This is a genomic window from Streptomyces sp. NPDC001903 (genome assembly GCF_042891345.1).
In the GTDB taxonomy this organism is placed as follows: Bacteria; Actinomycetota; Actinomycetes; order Streptomycetales; family Streptomycetaceae; genus Streptomyces.
This window is the reverse complement of the sequence record NZ_JBIASZ010000028.1, coordinates 21,311-38,194: the sequence shown is the minus strand read 5'-3', so window position 1 is coordinate 38,194 and position 16,884 is coordinate 21,311. Positions and strand designations below refer to the sequence as shown.

Below are 16,884 nucleotides of genomic sequence, written 5' to 3'. Positions count from 1 at the left end.
TACACTGGTCACATGTCCGAACCGACCGGTGCCGCCCGCCGACGCGGGCCCTTCGAGGTCGGGGACCAGGTTCAGCTCACCGACCCCAAGGGCCGCCACTACACGTTCACGCTCGAAGCAGGGAAGAATTTCCACACCCACAAGGGTTCCTTCCCGCACGACGAGCTGATCGGCTCCCCCGAAGGAAGCGTCGTCCGTACCACGGGCAACGTCGCCTATCTCGCGCTGCGTCCCCTGCTCCCCGACTATGTCCTGTCCATGCCCCGCGGCGCCGCCGTGGTCTACCCCAAGGACGCGGGCCAGATCCTGGCCTTCGCCGACATCTTCCCCGGCGCCCGCGTCGTGGAAGCGGGGGTGGGTTCCGGCTCCCTGAGCAGCTTCCTGCTGCGCGCCATCGGCGACCAGGGCATGCTCCACAGCTACGAGCGCCGCGCGGACTTCGCCGAGATCGCCACCGCGAACGTCGAGCGCTACTTCGGCGGCCCGCACCCCGCGTGGAAGCTGACCGTCGGCGACCTCCAGGACAACCTGGACGAGACCGACGTCGACCGCGTGATCCTCGACATGCTCGCCCCCTGGGAATGCCTGGACGCGGTCAAGAAGGCCCTCGTCCCCGGCGGCATCCTGTGCTGCTACGTGGCCACCACCACCCAGCTCTCCAAGACGGTCGAGTCCATCCGCGAGATCGGCTGCTTCGCCGAGCCGCAGCCCTGGGAATCGATGATCCGCAACTGGCACGTCGAGGGCCTCGCCGTCCGCCCGGACCACCGGATGATCGGCCACACCGGCTTCCTCGTCACCGCCCGCCGTCTCGCCGACGGGGTCGAGCCCCCCATGCGCCGGCGCCGCCCCGCCAAGGGCGCCTACGGCGAGGACTACGACGGACCGGGCAGCGACCGCTCCGCCTAGAGCGCGGCGAGGCCGCCCGGCCGACCCAACACCACGGCGCTGTGGCGCAGTTCCCCGGAGGATCCGGGAACTGCGCCACAGCGCCTTTTCGTTGTCCCACCAGTGGCCCCCCATACCGGTCCCAGCCGACACGGACCCGGCCGTTCCGCCCCGGTGTGAGGTGTGGCACGATGCTGGCTCCCCGTCACCCTTCGCACAGGAGACACCCCGCGTGCCGCACCGCCCCGCCGAGCTGACGCCGACACCGGAATTCCTGGCCCACAGCAGCGCCAGGCCCCTCCACTGGCTCGCCACGGCCACCGCCATGGCCGCCGTCATAGCCGCCGCGGGACTCATCCAGCCGGACGCGTCCGCCACCGGCCACGCCGGTCCCTCGGCGGCCCCGGCGAGCGGCCCGCAGGCCGCCGCCCCCGATGCGTCCGCGGTCACGTACCCGCTGGACTGCAAGGGCCTCCCGACGGCCGTCACGGCCACCGCCCAGGGCGACCTCGACGGCGACGGCCGCCCCGAGACCGTGGCGGCCGTCCGCTGCGACGCCGGATCCGGCACCCCGCCCCACGCGATCTACGTACTCGCCCAGGACAAGGCGCAGGGCTCGGCGCCCAGGGTCGTGGCGACCCTGCTGGAGGCGGGGAAGAAGCAGACCGCCACCGAGCTCACCGTGCGCGACGGGGTCGTCACCGCCAGCCTCCTCGGTTACTCCTCGCCCCAGGTGCCCCGCTACAGCCCGGATGTGAAGCAGCTCGCCAAGTGGCGCTGGAGCGGCGGAAAATTCCGCCAGGAGCTGACGAACTCAGACGCCAGGAGTGTTTGAATCGTCACTCCGCGTCGGGGCCGTAGACCTCGACCCTGTCCGAAACGCGCCTTACGTGGATGCAGTCGCCCGGGCATTCCTTCGCCGAGTCCACCACGTCCTGCAGGAGCGTGAGGGGAACCGGAGTCGTCGCCCCCGCGTCCACCAGGAGCTCGTCCTCAGGGCTCTTCACGTACGCCAGACCGTCGATGTCCAGCTCGAACACCTCCGGCGCGTACTGCACACAGATGCCGTCACCGGTGCACAGGTCCTGGTCGATCCAGACCTCGAGCGGCTCGCCGGCCTGCCCGGCACCACCCGTGGGAGCCTCCTGCTGCACGGTCATATCTCCTGCCGTTCCCTGCGCTCAGTGATCCGTTTCCGCCACGAGTCGCGGCAAGTCGCGCGAGCCCTGACGGGTGTTGAACACTTCGACCTTACAACCGGCCGCTTTCCGATGTTGATGGGTGGGTATTTCCTTGGCGTGAGGGAGTACGCAAGGGTGAAGATCGGACACACCTCTACCGTCTTTGTGATCTAGGGGTTTCAATCACCACCAGCCCAGGTAGGGTCAGGAAGCGTCCAGCTCCCCTTGGAGGAGGTGAGGACCGTGGCAGCCCACGACGACGACATCAACCGCGGCATCCGGCCGGGGCGAGGGTCTGAGGACCCCGCCGGCCAGGTTGCCTATCTCGAGCAGGAAATCGCCGTCCTGCGACGTAAGCTCGCCGACTCTCCGCGACACACGAGGATTCTCGAAGAGCGGATCGTCGAGCTCCAGACAAACCTGGCCGGCGTCTCCGCGCAAAACGAGCGACTGGCAAATACGCTCCGTGAGGCCCGCGACCAGATCGTCGCGCTCAAGGAGGAAGTCGACCGGCTCGCGCAGCCGCCGGCCGGCTTCGGTGTCTTCCTTCAGGCGAACGAAGACGGCACCGTCGACATCTTCACCGGCGGCCGAAAGCTCCGCGTGAACGTCAGCCCCAGCGTCGAACCGGAAGACCTCCGGCGCGGCCAGGAGGTCATGCTCAACGAGGCCCTCAACGTGGTCGAGGCCATGGAGTTCGAACGGGCCGGGGACATCGTCACCCTCAAGGAGATCCTCGAGGACGGCGAGCGCGCCCTGGTGGTCGGGCACACCGACGAGGAGAGGGTGGTGAGGCTCGCCGAGCCGCTCCTGGACATCACCATCCGCCCCGGCGACGCCCTCCTGCTCGAGCCCCGCTCCGGCTACGTCTACGAGGTCGTCCCCAAGAGCGAGGTCGAGGACCTGGTCCTCGAAGAGGTCCCGGACATCGACTACGACAAGATCGGCGGCCTGGGCGACCAGATCGAGCTGATCCGCGACGCGGTCGAGCTCCCGTACCTCTACCCCGACCTCTTCAAGGAACACGAACTGCGGCCCCCGAAGGGCATCCTGCTCTACGGCCCTCCCGGCTGCGGCAAGACGCTCATCGCCAAGGCAGTGGCCAACTCCCTTGCCAAGAAGGTCGCCGAGGTGACCGGACAGGCCCAGGGCAAGTCCTACTTCCTGAACATCAAGGGCCCCGAGCTCCTCAACAAGTACGTCGGCGAGACCGAGCGGCACATCCGCCTCGTCTTCCAGCGTGCCCGTGAGAAGGCCAGCGAGGGCACCCCCGTCATCGTCTTCTTCGACGAGATGGAATCCCTCTTCCGCACCCGCGGATCCGGAGTCAGCTCGGACGTGGAGAACACCATCGTCCCCCAGCTGCTCGCCGAGATCGACGGTGTGGAGGGCCTGGAGAACGTCATCGTGATCGGCGCCTCCAACCGCGAGGACATGATCGACCCGGCCATCCTGCGCCCCGGCCGGCTCGACGTGAAGATCAAGATCGAGCGCCCCGACGCCGAAGCCGCGAAGGACATCTTCGCCAAGTACCTCAAGGCCTCGCTGCCGCTCCACACCGACGACCTCACCGAGCACTCCGGCTCGCCCGAGGTCGCCGTCCACAGCATGATCCAGACGGTCGTCGAGCAGATGTACGCCGAAACCGAGGAAAACCGCTTCCTCGAGGTCACGTACGCCAACGGCGACAAGGAAGTCCTGTACTTCAAGGACTTCAACTCCGGCGCCATGATCCAGAACATCGTGGACCGGGCCAAGAAGATGGCCATCAAGGCCTTCCTCGAACACAACCAGAAGGGTCTGCGGGTCTCCCACCTCCTCCAGGCGTGCGTGGACGAGTTCAAGGAGAACGAGGACCTGCCGAACACCACCAACCCGGACGACTGGGCCCGGATCTCCGGCAAGAAGGGCGAGCGGATCGTATTCATCCGCACGCTCGTCACCGGAAAGCAGGGCGCGGACACCGGACGCTCCATCGACACGGTGGCGAACACCGGTCAGTACCTCTGATCGAACAGGGCGGCTGCGGATGCCCTACCCGGGCACCCGCAGCCGACTGCTTTACCGACTGCTCTTTTCAGCCGGTGACGGGGTGAAGTCAATGACTGAAATGATCTCCCCACCAGCGTGGAGTGGTTCTAGGCTCTTCCGTACCGCCGGTCGCGCAGTGCGGGGACGGGCACCGCACACGCACCGGAGCACCAGCGGTACTTGAGCGCCGCTCCCGAACGGGAGCGCCGCCGGGCAAGGAGGGCCGCATGACCGTACGGCGAGTAATGGGAATCGAGACGGAGTACGGGATCTCCGTCCCGGGGCACCCGAACGCCAATGCCATGCTCACCTCGTCCCAGATCGTCAACGCCTACGCGGCGGCGATGCACCGGGCGCGCCGCGCCCGCTGGGACTTCGAGGAGGAGAACCCGCTGCGGGACGCCCGCGGCTTCGACCTCGCCCGCGAGGCCGCCGACAACAGCCAGCTCACCGACGAGGACATCGGCCTCGCCAACGTCATCCTCACCAACGGCGCACGGCTCTACGTCGACCACGCGCACCCCGAGTACAGCTCCCCGGAGATCACCAACCCGCTCGACGCCGTCCTCTGGGACAAGGCCGGCGAGCGGATCATGGCGGAGGCCGCCGTCCGGGCCGCCCAGCTCCCCGGTGCCCAGCCCATCCACCTCTACAAGAACAACACCGACAACAAGGGCGCCTCCTACGGCACGCACGAGAACTACCTGATGAAGCGGGAGACCCCCTTCTCGGAGATCGTGCGCCACCTGACCCCCTTCTTCGTCTCCCGCCAGGTCGTGACCGGCGCGGGGCGGGTGGGGATCGGCCAGGACGGCCGCGAGCACGGCTTCCAGATCAGCCAGCGCGCTGACTACTTCGAGGTCGAGGTCGGCCTGGAGACGACGCTCAAGCGGCCGATCATCAACACGCGCGACGAGCCGCACTCGGACGCCGAGAAGTACCGCCGGCTGCACGTGATCATCGGCGACGCCAACCTCTCCGAGATCTCGACGTACCTCAAGCTCGGCACCACCGCACTCGTCCTCTCGATGATCGAGGACTCCTTCATCAACGTCGACCTGGCCGTGGACCAGCCCGTGCGGACCCTGCACCAGGTCTCCCACGACCCCGATCTGCAACACCTGATCACGCTGCGCAGCGGCCGCACGCTGACCGCCGTACAACTCCAGATGGAGTACTTCGAGCTGGCCAGGAAGTACGTGGACGAGCGTTTCGGCTCCGACGCGGACGAGCAGACCAAGGATGTGCTGGTCCGCTGGGAGGACGTGCTGGGCCGGCTGGAGAGCGACCCGATGAGCCTGTCGGGCGAGCTGGACTGGATCGCGAAGCGCGAGATCCTGGAGGGCTACCGCAGGCGCGACGGGCTCGGCTGGGACGCCGCCCGCCTCCACCTGGTGGACCTCCAGTACGCGGACGTGCGGCCCGAGAAGGGCCTCTACAACCGCCTGGTGGCCCGCGGCAAGATGAAGCGGCTGGTGGAGGAGCCGGCGGTGGAGCGCGCGCAGGGCAAGCCGCCGGAGGACACCCGGGCCTACTTCCGGGGCCGGTGCCTGGAGCAGTACGCGGACGACGTGGCCGCGGCCTCGTGGGACTCGGTGATCTTCGACCTCCCGGGCCGGGACTCGCTGCAGCGGGTGCCGACGCTGGAACCCCTGCGGGGTACCCGCAAGCACGTGAAGGAGCTCCTGGACCGCTGCCGCACGGCGGAGGACCTGGTGCGGGTGCTCAGCGGGAACTGAGGGCTGAAAAGTCACCGTTCCGGGAATCATGAAAGCAGCCGCACGTTATGAAAGTGCGGGGACGAATGCCGGACCCTCCTTGTAGGGTCCGACGTAGGGTCTGATCTTGAGAGATCCCGATCCCGGGGTCTCTCGACATGAGCGCGCGAACCGAGCGGGGTGAGGTAGACATGGCGACCAAGGACACCGGCGGCGGACAGCAGAAGGCGACTCGCTCGACCGAGGAGGTCGAGGAGGCGGCGGTCGAGGAATCGACCGACCTCAAGGAGCGCCAGGAGAAGCTCTCCGACGACGTCGACTCAGTTCTCGACGAGATCGACGACGTACTTGAGGAGAACGCCGAGGACTTCGTGCGGTCCTTCGTGCAAAAGGGTGGTCAGTAAGACCCCTTTACCTTCGATTCGAAGGTGATGGTGGAGGAAATGGCCAGGCTGGAGCAGAGCGAAGTCGCGCGCCCGGTGCGGTGAACAGAAGCCGCATCGGGCGTTCGCTCCCGCAGGTTGATCATCGCCGCGGGACGGGTAGGGTCCCTGGCGTACTTTGCTTCAACTGCAATTCAGGTCTTGGCGTGTTGAAAGGCAACCCCGACCGCATGCGTCGGGCCGCCGCACATTTGGAGGGAACGCGTGGAAGCCAACACTCGTAGCACGGGGCGGCTGCCGGCAGCCTTCCTGACGCCGGGGTCCTCGTCCTTCATGGACTTCCTGGGGGCGCACTCGCCCGAGATGCTGCCGGGGAACCGGAAGCTGCCCGAGGGCGTTGTCGAGGCGCCGCACGGGACGACCATCGTCGCCACCACCTTCCCCGGCGGGGTCGTGCTCGCCGGTGACCGGCGCGCGACCATGGGGAACATGATCGCGCAGCGGGACATCGAGAAGGTGTTCCCCGCCGACGAGTACTCCGCGGTGGGCATCGCCGGTACGGCCGGCCTGGCCGTGGAGATGGTGAAGCTGTTCCAGCTGGAGCTGGAGCACTTCGAGAAGGTGGAGGGGGCGACCCTGAGCCTCGAGGGCAAGGCCAACCGGCTCTCCACCATGATCCGGAGCAACCTGGGGATGGCCATGCAGGGGCTGGCCGTCGTGCCGCTGTTCGCGGGCTGGGACGAGGGCAAGGAGAAGGGCCGGATCTTCTCCTACGACGTGACCGGCGGCCGCTCCGAGGAGCACGGCTTCGCCGCCACCGGATCCGGCTCGATCTTCGCGCGCGGCTCGATGAAGAAGCTGTACCGCCCCGACCTGACGGAGGAGCAGGCCACCACCCTCGTCGTACAGGCCCTGTACGACGCCGCCGACGACGACTCGGCGACCGGTGGGCCGGACCTGTACCGCCACATCTACCCCATCGTCACCGTCATCACCGACGAGGGATTCCGCAGGCTGACGGACGAGGAGTCGCAGGAACTCGCCCGCAGCGTCACCAACCGGCGGCTCGAGCAGCCCGACGGGCCGCGCGCGGCCCTGCTCTGACCAGTCCTCCTCGTCGCCCAGAAGAAAGGGACGGATAACCGGTGTCGACTCCGTTCTACGTCTCACCCCAGCAGGCCATGGCCGACCGGGCGGAATACGCCCGGAAGGGCATCGCCCGCGGTCGCAGCCTCGTCGTGCTGCAGTACGCCGACGGCATCGTGTTCGTCGGCGAGAACCCGTCCCGCGCGCTGCACAAGTTCAGCGAGATCTACGACCGGATCGGCTTCGCGGCCGCCGGCAAGTACAACGAGTACGAGAACCTGCGGATCGGCGGCGTGCGCTACGCCGATCTACGCGGATACACCTACGACCGCGACGATGTGACGGCCCGTGGGCTGGCCAACGTCTACGCGCAGACGCTGGGCACCATCTTCTCCAGCGCCGGCGAGAAGCCGTACGAGGTGGAGCTGGTCGTGGCCGAGGTCGGTGCCACGGCCGCGGGCGACCAGATCTACCGGCTGCCGCACGACGGTTCGATCGTGGACGAGCACGGCTCGGTCGCGGTCGGCGGCAACGCCGAGCAGATCAGCACGTACCTGGACCAGCGCCACCAGGACGGGATGACCCTGTCCGAGGCGCTGAAGCTCGCGGTGCAGGCGCTGTCGAGCCAGGCGAACGGCGCGGACAAGACGATTCCGGCCGAGCGGCTGGAGGTCGCGGTGCTGGACCGGACGCGGGCCCAGCAGCGGAAGTTCAAGCGGATCCGGGGACGGCAGCTGTCGCGGCTGCTGGAGGCGGACGTCACGGCGGCCGTGCAGGCCGACGCCGTGTCGAACGACGAGGCTCCCGAGGACGACTCCGAGTAGAGCGCGTGCGCGGTGGCGCCCCCGGCCTTGCGGCCGGGGGCGCTTTCGGGTTTTCGGGGGTCGGTCGGGAGGGGTCAGGCGGGGGCCGGGCCCGTGGAGGCGCGGACGATCAGGTCGACCGGGAGGTCGGGGGCGGTCCAGGGGGTGCCGTCCAGGACGGCGAGGAGGGCGGTCATGCCCTGTTCGCCGACGCGTTCGGCGGGCAGGTGCACGGTGGTGAGCTCGGGTTCGACGGCGGTGGCCAGGGCGAGGTCGTCGATTCCGGTGACGGAGAGGTCCTCCGGGACGCGCAGGCCGAGGCGGCGGGCGGCCTTGCAGGCGCCGGCGGCCAGGACGTCGTCGTCGCAGACGACGGCGGTGGGCCGGTCCCCGGGGGCCGCGAGGACCGCCTCCATGGCCGTACGGGCGTCGGCGACGGTGAGCGGGGCCCGTACGGTGCGCAGCTCGGCGTGGGGGCGCAGCAGGGCGGCCAGGGCCTCGGCGCGGACGTCGAAGGTCCAGGAGTCCACGGCGGAGGCGAGGTGGAGGACGCGGCGGTGGCCGAGCGCGAGGAGGTGCTCGGTGATCTGGCGCATGCCGTCGGCCATGGCGAGGTTGACGTGGGCGGCGGCGCGCGTGGCGGTGGGGTCGCTGTCGAGCATGACGAGGGGGAGCTCGGCGTCGCCGATGGCGTCGAGGGCGTGGGCGGCCATGGAGGAGGCGATGACCCCGTCGAGGGCGGCGCGGGCGGAGGCGAAGGGGTCGCGGGCCGGGCCGGTGCCGTCGGGGGAGGGGTAGAGGACGACGCCGAAGCCGTGTTCGGCGGCGACGCGGGCGGCGCCGGTGTAGACGCGGGCGAAGAACTCGTTGGTGAGGGCGGGCACGACCAGGAGGGCGGTGCGGGTGGAGCCGAGACGGAGGTTGCGGGCGGCGAGGTTGGGCCGGTAGCCGAGGGTGGCGGCGGCTTCGCGGACCAGGCCGGCGGTGCGTTCGGAGACGCGGCCGCGCCATTTGTCGCCGAGGACGAGGGAGACGGTGGCCTGCGAGACCCCGGCGGCGGTGGCCACGTCCCGGCTGGTGGGTCTCGTCACACCGTGCTCCTGTTGTACGAGGTCGGCGGGGGTGGGGGTGAGGGTCGGGTTGGACCCCCGTGGTGTGGCCATGGTACGTATGACTTCCAACGTTATACGTATTACTAGATTCACTCCCGGCGGGACTCCGGGCAGAAGGGGGCGGACATGGCCGCGGGATACGCGGAGCTGCTCAGGACCCGGCATGCCGCGAGGCTGCTGGCGGGCACGCTCGTCGGCCGGCTGCCGAACGCCACCGCGGCGATCGCGATCGTGCTGTTCACGCGCGCGGAGGGCGGCAGCTACAGCCTCGCGGGCGCGCTCGCCGCGGTCTACGGAGTGGCGAACGCGGTGGGTCAGCCGCTGCTCGGGCGGGCCGTGGACCTCTTCGGGCAGCCGCGCGTGCAGCTGCCGGCCGCGGTGCTCTCGGCGCTGGGCATGGCGTGGCTCGCGTTCGCGGGCACGGGGTCGGCGGCGGCCGCGTACGGGGCCGTGGTCGTCGGCGGGTTCTTCGCGCCGCCGCTGGAGGGCGGGCTGCGGGCGCTGTGGCCCTCGGTGCTCGGCGGCAAGGAGGAGCGGGTGCACGCCGCGTACGCGATGGACGCGGTGGCGCAGGAGATCATGTACACGGTCGGGCCGCTGCTGGTGACGCTGTGCGTCTCGCTGTGGGATCCGGCCGGGGCGCTGCTGGTGATCCATGCGCTCGGTGTCGTGGGGGCGCTGTCCGTGGTGCTCAGCGAGCCCTCGCGGCGGTGGCGTTCGGAGCCGCGCGAGGCGCACTGGCTGGGCGCGCTGCGCTCGACGGGGCTGCGGGCACTGCTGGGCGCGTTCTTCTTCGTGGGCATGGCGCTGGGGTCGATCACGGTGGCGGGTGTGGCGTACGCCGATGACCACGGGGGCCAGTCGGTGTACGGCTGGCTGATGGCGGCGCTGGGTCTGGGCGCACTGGCCGGCGGGGTGCTCTACGGGGCGCGGCAGTGGGCGGGTGCGCCGGAGCGGCGGCTGCGCGTGATCGTGGCGCTGTTGGCGGTGTGCTACCTGCCGCTGGTACTGGTTCCGGGGCCGGTGGCGATGACGGCGCTGGCGGCGCTGGCGGGCGTGTTCCTGGCGCCGGCGCTGGCGTGCGCGTTCATCGTCGTGGACCGTCACGCTCCGGTGGGGACGGTGACGGAGGCGTTCTCGTGGCTGGTGACCTTCTTCGGTGTGGGCGCGGCGATCGGCACGGCCGCGGCGGGGCCGGCGGTGGAACTGGGCGGTTCGGCGAGCGGGTTCGGCGTGGCGTGTGTCGCGGGTGCGTCGGCGCTGCTGGTGCTGACGCTCACTCAGCGCGTCATGGCCGCTCCGGGCCGGACCCGTACGGTGGCGGGTTCGCCCGCGGTGGCCGCGGAAGGCGTCGGCGGGGGCGCCGCGGAGGGTCCGGCGGGCGGCCCGGCGGAGCGGCTCGTCGGGAACTGATCGAAACGGCGTTCACGAACCCGGTTTCAGAACAGTGCGGAAGGCGTAATGTTCAGTCATGGACCGCCGCATTTTCGGGCTGGAGAACGAGTACGGCGTCACGTGCACGTTCAGGGGACAGCGCCGACTGTCTCCTGACGAAGTGGCGCGCTACCTCTTCCGCCGTGTTGTGTCATGGGGCCGCAGCAGCAATGTCTTCCTGCGGAACGGCGCCCGCCTGTACCTCGACGTGGGTTCGCATCCGGAATATGCAACTCCCGAATGCGACAACGTGACGGAACTCGTCACGCACGACAAGGCAGGCGAGCGCATTCTCGAAGGTCTGCTCGTCGACGCCGAACGCCGCCTGCACGAGGAGGGAATCGCGGGCGACGTCTATCTCTTCAAGAACAACACCGACTCGGCGGGCAACTCGTACGGCTGCCACGAGAACTATCTGGTGGCCCGGCACGGGGAATTCTCCCGTCTGGCGGACATCCTCATTCCGTTCCTCGTCACGCGCCAGCTGATCTGCGGCGCGGGCAAGGTGCTGCAGACCCCCCGGGGCGCGGTCTACTGCGTGAGCCAGCGGGCCGAGCACATCTGGGAGGGCGTCAGCTCCGCCACGACCCGGTCACGTCCGATCATCAACACCCGCGACGAGCCGCACGCGGACGCCGAGCGCTACCGCCGCCTGCACGTGATCGTCGGGGACTCGAACATGTCCGAGACGACCATGCTGCTCAAGGTCGGCGCCACCGACCTGGTGCTGCGCATGATCGAGGCGGGCACGGTGATGCGCGACCTGACCCTGGAGAACCCGATCCGGGCGATCCGCGAGGTCAGCCACGACATCACGGGCCAGCGCAAGGTGCGCCTGGCGAGCGGCCGGGAGGCCTCGGCGCTGGAGATCCAGCGCGAGTACTACGACAAGGCCGTGGACTTCGCCGAGCGCCGGGGGATCCGTACCGGCACGGTGGACCAGGTGCTGGAGCTGTGGGGCCGCACCCTCGACGCGATCGACGCGGAGGACCTGGACCGGATCGGGACCGAGATCGACTGGGTCATGAAGTACCAGCTGATCGAGCGGTACCGGGCCAAGCACGGCATGACCATGTCGAACCCGCGCGTGGCCCAGATAGACCTCGCGTACCACGACATCCACCGCCGGCGCGGTCTGTACTACCTGCTGGAGCGCAAGGGGCAGGCGGCCCGGATCTGCAACGACCTCAAGATCTTCGAGGGCAAGTCGGTGCCCCCGCAGACCACGCGGGCGCGGCTGCGCGGCGACTTCATCCGCCGGGCGCAGGAGCAGAGGCGGGACTTCACGGTCGACTGGGTGCACCTCAAGCTCAACGACCAGGCGCAGCGGACCGTGCTGTGCAAGGACCCGTTCCGGTCGGTGGACGACCGGGTGGAGAAGCTGATCGCAGGGATGTGAGATCGCGCTGATCTCGTGCAGGGCCCCGTACGGATCTCGTACGGGGCCCTGCGCACGCCTTAGAGTGGCGTCGACCGCACCGCCGTCTGAGATCTGAGGAACACGTGCGCCGACTTGCCGGCCTGCTTGTCGTACCCCTTCTGCTGTTGTCGACAGCAGCCTGTGGCGACAGCGGCTCCGACTCCGCCGAGATGAAGAACGGGGCGCCCGCGATCACCAAGGGTGCCAAGTTCGGTGAGACCCCGACCCTGTCCAAGGGCAAGGGCGACCCGCCGAAGGAGCTGAAGGTGGTGACCGTCAGCGAGGGCAACGGCCCGGCGCTGAAGAAGGGCGACGTCGCCCAGGTCAACTACTACGGCCAGGTGTGGGACGGCAAGGAGCCGTTCGACCAGAGCTTCGGCAAGGGCAAGCCGTTCGAGGTGACCATCGGTGCCGGAATGGTCATCAAGGGCTGGGACCAGGGCCTCGAGGGCAAGAAGGTCGGCAGCCGCCTGGAGCTGGTGATCCCGCCGGACCTCGGTTACGGCGACAAGGGCTCCGGCGACAAGATCAAGCCGAACGCCACGCTGGTCTTCGTCGTGGACATCGTCAAGGGCACCTCGGTCCCGGCCTCGGCCAAGGGCAAGGAGGTCGCGCAGGACGACAAGGACCTGCCGAAGATCGGTACGAACACGGACGGCAAGGAAGTCTCCGTGACCGTGCCGAAGGACGTGAACCCGCCGGCGAAGCTGGTCTCGAACTACGTGCTGGAGGGTGACGGCGCGGCCGTCAAGGACACCGACAGCGTCGTCGTCAAGTTCAACGGCAAGACGTGGAAGGACGACAAGACCTTCGAAAGCACGTACGCCACGGACCAGACGGTCACCTGGCCGATGGACCAGCTGTCGGTCAAGGGCCTCAAGGACGGCCTGATCGGCAAGAAGGTCGGCAGCCGCATCCTGCTGGTCATCCCGCCGGACCAGGGCTTCGGCGACAAGGAGACGGGCACCATCCCGGCCAACTCGACGCTGGTCTTCAGCCTCGACATCCTCGCCGTGATGTAAGACTGTCCGAGTTGACCTGATTCAGTTTTGAGGAGCAGTACCGTGAGCAACCAGCTCGAGAAGCCCGAGATCGACTTCCCCGACTTCCCGGTCCCGGCCGACCTCGTCATCGAGGACGTCTGGGAGGGCGACGGCCCCGTGGCCACGGCCGGCAACAAGGTCTCCGTCCACTACGTGGGCGTGGCCTATTCCACCGGTGAGGAGTTCGACGCCTCCTGGGGCCGCGGCGCCCCGCTCCAGTTCATCCTGGGCATCGGCCAGGTCATCCCGGGCTGGGACAAGGGCATCGAGGGCATGAAGGTCGGCGGCCGCCGCAAGCTGGTCATCCCGGCGCACCTCGCGTACGGCGACCGCGGCGCCGGCGGCGCCATCAAGCCGGGCGAGACGCTGATCTTCGTCTGCGACCTGATGGGCGTCTGATCCGACGACCTGTGATCGGTAGAAGGGGCCCCCGCCGTCAGGCGGGGGCCCTCGCTTTTGCCGGGGCCCGCCGGGGCGGTACGGTCAACGGTCACGGACGTGTGCGCCGTGCGCGCTCGCGCGCGTCGCGCGTGCCGGACGAGTACTGCAACGTGTAAGCGGAGAAAGGCGGAAGGGCGTCGATGGCGATTGCCAAGGCCGAGCGGCTGATGAATCTGGCGCTGTGTCTGCTGGGGACCCGCCGGCCGCTCAGCAAGCGCGAACTGCGCGGTTCCATCGAGGCGTACATGGAAGCCGGCAACGACGAGTCGTTCAACCGCATGTTCGAGCGGGACAAGGACGACCTGCGCGAACTCGGCCTCGTCATCGAGACGGTGGAGAACCTCGACGGCGAGACCGGCTACCTCGCCCGCCGCGACAGCAACCGGCTGCCGCCCGTCTCCCTCGACGCCGAGGAGGCCGCGGCCCTCGGACTCGCGGCCAAGGTCTGGCAGCAGGCTCGTCTCGCCGGAGCGGCCAGCGGCGCCCTGCAGAAGCTGCGCGCGGGCGGGATGCCGGAGGCGGGGAACCCGTACGAGGGCCAGCACAGCGCCATCGAACCGCGCATCCCGGTCCACGAGGCGGCCTTCGAACCGCTGATGCTCGCCTGCCGCGACCGCCGTCCGGTGGTCTTCGACTACCGCAAGTCCACCGCCGCGCGGCCCGAGACCCGGCAGGTGGAGCCGTGGGCGCTGGAGTGCTGGCGCGGCCACTGGTACCTGGCCGGCTACGACCGCGACCGCGGCGCGGAGCGCGTCTTCCGGCTCTCCCGGATCACCGGCAAGGTCAAGTCCCGTGCGGCCAAGTACACCGCCGTGGTCCCGGACGTGGTCACCGTGCGGGAGACCGTGGCGAGCTGGGCCGGGGAGAGCGCGGACCGCTCCGCGCTGATCCGGCTGCGGGCCGGGGCCGGATACCCGCTGCGGGCCAAGGCCACCGCCGTGCGCGAGGGCGGGGACGGCTGGGACGAGCTGGAGATCCCGTACGGGCACGGACTCGACGCCTGGCTGGTCGAGTTCGGGCCGGACGTGGTGGTCGTGGACCCCGCCGACCTGCGCGCGGACGTCGTGGACCGGCTGCGCGCCGTGGCCGCGGGCTGAGGCCGCCCGGCGGACCGGACCGGGCGGAGCACACCTGCCCGGCCGCCCTGGCCGCCGCCCGATCCGCCGCACCGATCGCACCACCGCACCGTTCGCAAGACGTGCCCTGAGGGGGAGACGTACCAGCATGGCTGCCAACGCCATCGACCAGACCCGCCGGATGCTGTCCCTGGTGACCTACCTGCGCGAGCGCCCCGGGGCGCACGTCGCCGACGTCGCCCGCGCCTTCGGGATCACCGAGGACGAGCTGATCTCGGACCTCGACGTGCTGCCCATGTGCGGGACCAGCTTCCGCGGCGGGGACCTGCTCGACATCGACACCGACGGCGACCGCATCTGGTGGCACAACGCCGACGCCTCGGGGGAGTCCACCGCCGAGCCGCTGCGGCTGGCCGCCGACGAGGCGACCGCGCTGCTGGTCGCCGCCCGCGCGGTGGCCACGCTGCCGGGGCTGCGCGAGAGCGACCGGGACGCGCTGCTGCGGGCCACCGCGAAGCTGGAGGCCGCCGCGGGCGAGGCGGCGGGGGCCAGCTCCCGGCTGTCGGTGACCTTCGAGGCCGAGGGCGGGGTCTTCGCGGACGTCGACCGGGCCATCGCGGAGCGCCGGCGGCTGTGGCTGCGCTACTACTCGCCCGCCCGGGACGAGCTGACCGAGCGCAAGGTCGACCCGATCCGGCTCTTCGCCGTGGGCCACACGTACATGGAGGGCTGGTGCCACCTCTCCGAGGCCCGGCGCACCTTCCGCCTCGACCGGGTCGCCGAGATCCGACTGCTGGACGAGCGGGCCGAGCCGCCCGCCATCGAGCCGCGCGACTTGTCCGAGGGGCTCGTCCAGCCGGCCGCCGAGGACCCGGAGGTCGTGGTCGAGGTCGGGCCGGGCGGCCGCTGGGTCGCCGAGTACTACCCGCACGACAGCGCCGAGGAGCTCTCCGACGGCGGCCTGCGGATCACGCTGCGCAGCCCGGACCCGGCCTCGCTGCGCCGGCTCGCGCTGAGGCTGGGCCGCGAGGGCCGGATCGTGGCGCCCGCGGAGCTGGCCGACAGCGCGCGCCAGGCGGCCCGCGAGGCGCTCGCCGGGTACGGGGAACAGGGCTGAGCGACCGGTACGAGCAGGACCGGGCAAGGGGAAGCGGCAGGGCCGTGCGGTACGGGCCCTGCCGTACGGGAGCTGCGCCGTCCGCGAGCGGACGGCCTGAGGGGAGCGCCGAGCGATGTCGCCAATGTCCGGGCCACGGGGTGTGCAGGCCGCCGCAGGGCCGCCGGTCTCCTTCAAAGCGGCCTGTTCCGACTGCCGGGCCCGCTTCGAGCTGGACGCGGGAGCCCTGCGGCTGGTGATCGGCGGGAGCCGGCGCACCACGTTCTACTCCTTCACCTGTCCCGCGTGCGGGGCCTCCGTACGCAAACCGGCCGGTGAGCGCATCGTGGAGCTGCTGACCGGCGGCGGCGTGAGCACCCTGCGCAGCGTCTGAGCCGGCCGGTGGCCTAGGCTCGGACCCATGCTGTGGCCGATGCTCGCAATCGCCCTGGGTTTCCTCGGGCTCGCCGTCCTCGCCGTCCTCGCGGTGCGCGTCTTCGTGGAGGTGCGGCGGCTGTCCGGCCAGGTCGAGCTGGCCAGCCGGCGGATCGCAGACGCCTCGGGGGACCTGGAGCGCGCGGCGAACGACCTGGCGCGTGCGGGCGGCGCCGCCCGACCGTGAAACCGGTACAAACCGCAGGATCGTGTCCCGCTGGTCTCTGGAAAGTGCGGGTCGCGACCCGTACCGTCGGTCCCAGCCGCACGCAAGGCGGGATACCCCCGGGGATTGCCGGGCGTTAACCCCCGGGGGTTACGATCCTTGCCTGAGCGGTCACGGATCACCATCCGCGGCCGCCGACACCACAACCAGCCGTTTCGGTGAGAAGGAAGTCAGACATGATCGGCAATCTGAAGCCTCTTGAGATCCTCCTGATCATCGCCGTGATCTTCCTGCTGTTCGGTGCCAAGAAGCTTCCCGACATGGCGCGCTCCCTCGGCAAGTCGGCCCGCATCCTCAAGAGCGAGGCCAAGGCCATGAAGGCGGAGAGCGCGGCGGAGGACAACGCCACCGCCGCGACCGTGGCCGACCAGGCCCCGCAGCAGGCCGCCGCCCCGCGCACCATCAAGGCCGCTCCCGGCGACGTGACCAGCTCGCGTCCGGTCAACGAGCCGAACCACACCACCCAGGGCTGATCGCCCGGCCGCCGGGCCGCCGGTCCGCGGCCGTGATC

Annotated in this window: 19 protein-coding genes; 17 read left to right on the top strand and 2 right to left on the bottom strand. The window is 69.9% G+C overall.

The features are described from left to right. Positions 1–12 precede the first annotated feature (12 nt). Positions 13–909 carry a tRNA (adenine-N1)-methyltransferase gene (locus ACFYZS_RS37695; protein WP_030860276.1) on the top strand — a complete coding sequence of 299 codons (897 nt, stop codon included), beginning with the start codon at positions 13–15 and terminating at the stop codon, positions 907–909. 304 nt (positions 910–1,213) lie between these two features. Then, positions 1,214–1,723, top strand: coding sequence for a hypothetical protein (locus ACFYZS_RS37690; RefSeq protein ID WP_389023368.1), 510 nt, complete (start codon positions 1,214–1,216; stop codon positions 1,721–1,723). Between the two features lie 4 nt (positions 1,724–1,727). On the opposite strand, the gene ACFYZS_RS37685 is transcribed toward ACFYZS_RS37690, so the two are convergent. Beyond that, a complete protein-coding gene (locus ACFYZS_RS37685) occupies positions 1,728–2,048 on the bottom strand; it encodes a ferredoxin (protein WP_030860269.1) in 321 nt (106 codons plus the stop codon). Positions 2,049–2,312: 264 nt separating this feature from the next. Here ACFYZS_RS37685 and arc point away from each other — a divergent pair, with 264 nt between their 5' ends. From arc to prcA, 6 genes are all read left to right on the top strand, one after another. Further along, the gene (gene arc / locus ACFYZS_RS37680) at positions 2,313–4,079 is read left to right on the top strand and encodes a proteasome ATPase (protein ID WP_099893640.1); all 1,767 of its coding nucleotides are present in this window, start codon (positions 2,313–2,315) and stop codon (positions 4,077–4,079) included. Positions 4,080–4,327: 248 nt separating this feature from the next. Beyond that, entirely contained in the window at positions 4,328–5,839 is a 1,512-nt protein-coding gene (dop, locus tag ACFYZS_RS37675) for a depupylase/deamidase Dop (protein WP_327131425.1), read from the top strand. Positions 5,840–6,009: 170 nt separating this feature from the next. Beyond that, the gene (locus ACFYZS_RS37670) at positions 6,010–6,222 is read left to right on the top strand and encodes a ubiquitin-like protein Pup (protein WP_030016348.1); all 213 of its coding nucleotides are present in this window, start codon (positions 6,010–6,012) and stop codon (positions 6,220–6,222) included. 80 nt (positions 6,223–6,302) lie between these two features. Further along, complete coding sequence (locus ACFYZS_RS37665; RefSeq protein WP_389023220.1) at positions 6,303–6,485, top strand: endonuclease domain-containing protein; 183 nt, start codon at positions 6,303–6,305, stop codon at positions 6,483–6,485. Beyond that, on the top strand, positions 6,466–7,305 hold the full coding sequence (prcB, locus tag ACFYZS_RS37660; protein ID WP_030157189.1) for a proteasome subunit beta: 840 nt from the start codon (positions 6,466–6,468) through the stop codon (positions 7,303–7,305). Before ACFYZS_RS37665 ends, prcB begins: the two co-directional genes overlap by 20 nt. 41 nt (positions 7,306–7,346) lie before the next feature. Then, on the top strand, positions 7,347–8,111 hold the full coding sequence (gene prcA, locus ACFYZS_RS37655; RefSeq protein WP_030157191.1) for a proteasome subunit alpha: 765 nt from the start codon (positions 7,347–7,349) through the stop codon (positions 8,109–8,111). A 74-nt stretch (positions 8,112–8,185) separates the two neighbouring features. Here prcA and ACFYZS_RS37650 read toward each other — a convergent pair whose 3' ends face one another. Beyond that, a complete protein-coding gene (locus ACFYZS_RS37650) occupies positions 8,186–9,181 on the bottom strand; it encodes a LacI family DNA-binding transcriptional regulator (protein ID WP_389023216.1) in 996 nt (331 codons plus the stop codon). Positions 9,182–9,328: 147 nt separating this feature from the next. Here ACFYZS_RS37650 and ACFYZS_RS37645 point away from each other — a divergent pair, with 147 nt between their 5' ends. From ACFYZS_RS37645 to tatA, 9 genes are all read left to right on the top strand, one after another. Next, complete coding sequence (locus ACFYZS_RS37645; protein ID WP_389023213.1) at positions 9,329–10,615, top strand: MFS transporter; 1,287 nt, start codon at positions 9,329–9,331, stop codon at positions 10,613–10,615. A 58-nt stretch (positions 10,616–10,673) separates the two neighbouring features. After that, entirely contained in the window at positions 10,674–12,035 is a 1,362-nt protein-coding gene (pafA, locus tag ACFYZS_RS37640) for a Pup--protein ligase (RefSeq protein WP_030157196.1), read from the top strand. 104 nt (positions 12,036–12,139) lie between these two features. Further along, a complete protein-coding gene (locus ACFYZS_RS37635; protein WP_389023210.1) occupies positions 12,140–13,078 on the top strand; it encodes an FKBP-type peptidyl-prolyl cis-trans isomerase in 939 nt (312 codons plus the stop codon). A 42-nt stretch (positions 13,079–13,120) separates the two neighbouring features. Beyond that, on the top strand, positions 13,121–13,498 hold the full coding sequence (locus ACFYZS_RS37630) for an FKBP-type peptidyl-prolyl cis-trans isomerase (protein WP_389023208.1): 378 nt from the start codon (positions 13,121–13,123) through the stop codon (positions 13,496–13,498). 182 nt (positions 13,499–13,680) lie between these two features. Beyond that, positions 13,681–14,637, top strand: coding sequence for a helix-turn-helix transcriptional regulator (locus tag ACFYZS_RS37625; protein WP_389023205.1), 957 nt, complete (start codon positions 13,681–13,683; stop codon positions 14,635–14,637). A 127-nt stretch (positions 14,638–14,764) separates the two neighbouring features. Further along, positions 14,765–15,733 carry a helix-turn-helix transcriptional regulator gene (locus ACFYZS_RS37620; RefSeq protein ID WP_389023202.1) on the top strand — a complete coding sequence of 323 codons (969 nt, stop codon included), beginning with the start codon at positions 14,765–14,767 and terminating at the stop codon, positions 15,731–15,733. A gap of 124 nt (positions 15,734–15,857) precedes the next feature. Continuing rightward, entirely contained in the window at positions 15,858–16,106 is a 249-nt protein-coding gene (locus tag ACFYZS_RS37615; protein ID WP_134074760.1) for a hypothetical protein, read from the top strand. Positions 16,107–16,133: 27 nt separating this feature from the next. Beyond that, positions 16,134–16,334, top strand: a complete 201-nt coding sequence (locus ACFYZS_RS37610) for a hypothetical protein (RefSeq protein WP_389023199.1) — start codon at positions 16,134–16,136, stop codon at positions 16,332–16,334. A gap of 215 nt (positions 16,335–16,549) precedes the next feature. Beyond that, positions 16,550–16,846, top strand: a complete 297-nt coding sequence (gene tatA / locus ACFYZS_RS37605) for a Sec-independent protein translocase subunit TatA (RefSeq protein WP_030860241.1) — start codon at positions 16,550–16,552, stop codon at positions 16,844–16,846. The last annotated feature ends 38 nt before the right edge of the window (positions 16,847–16,884 follow it).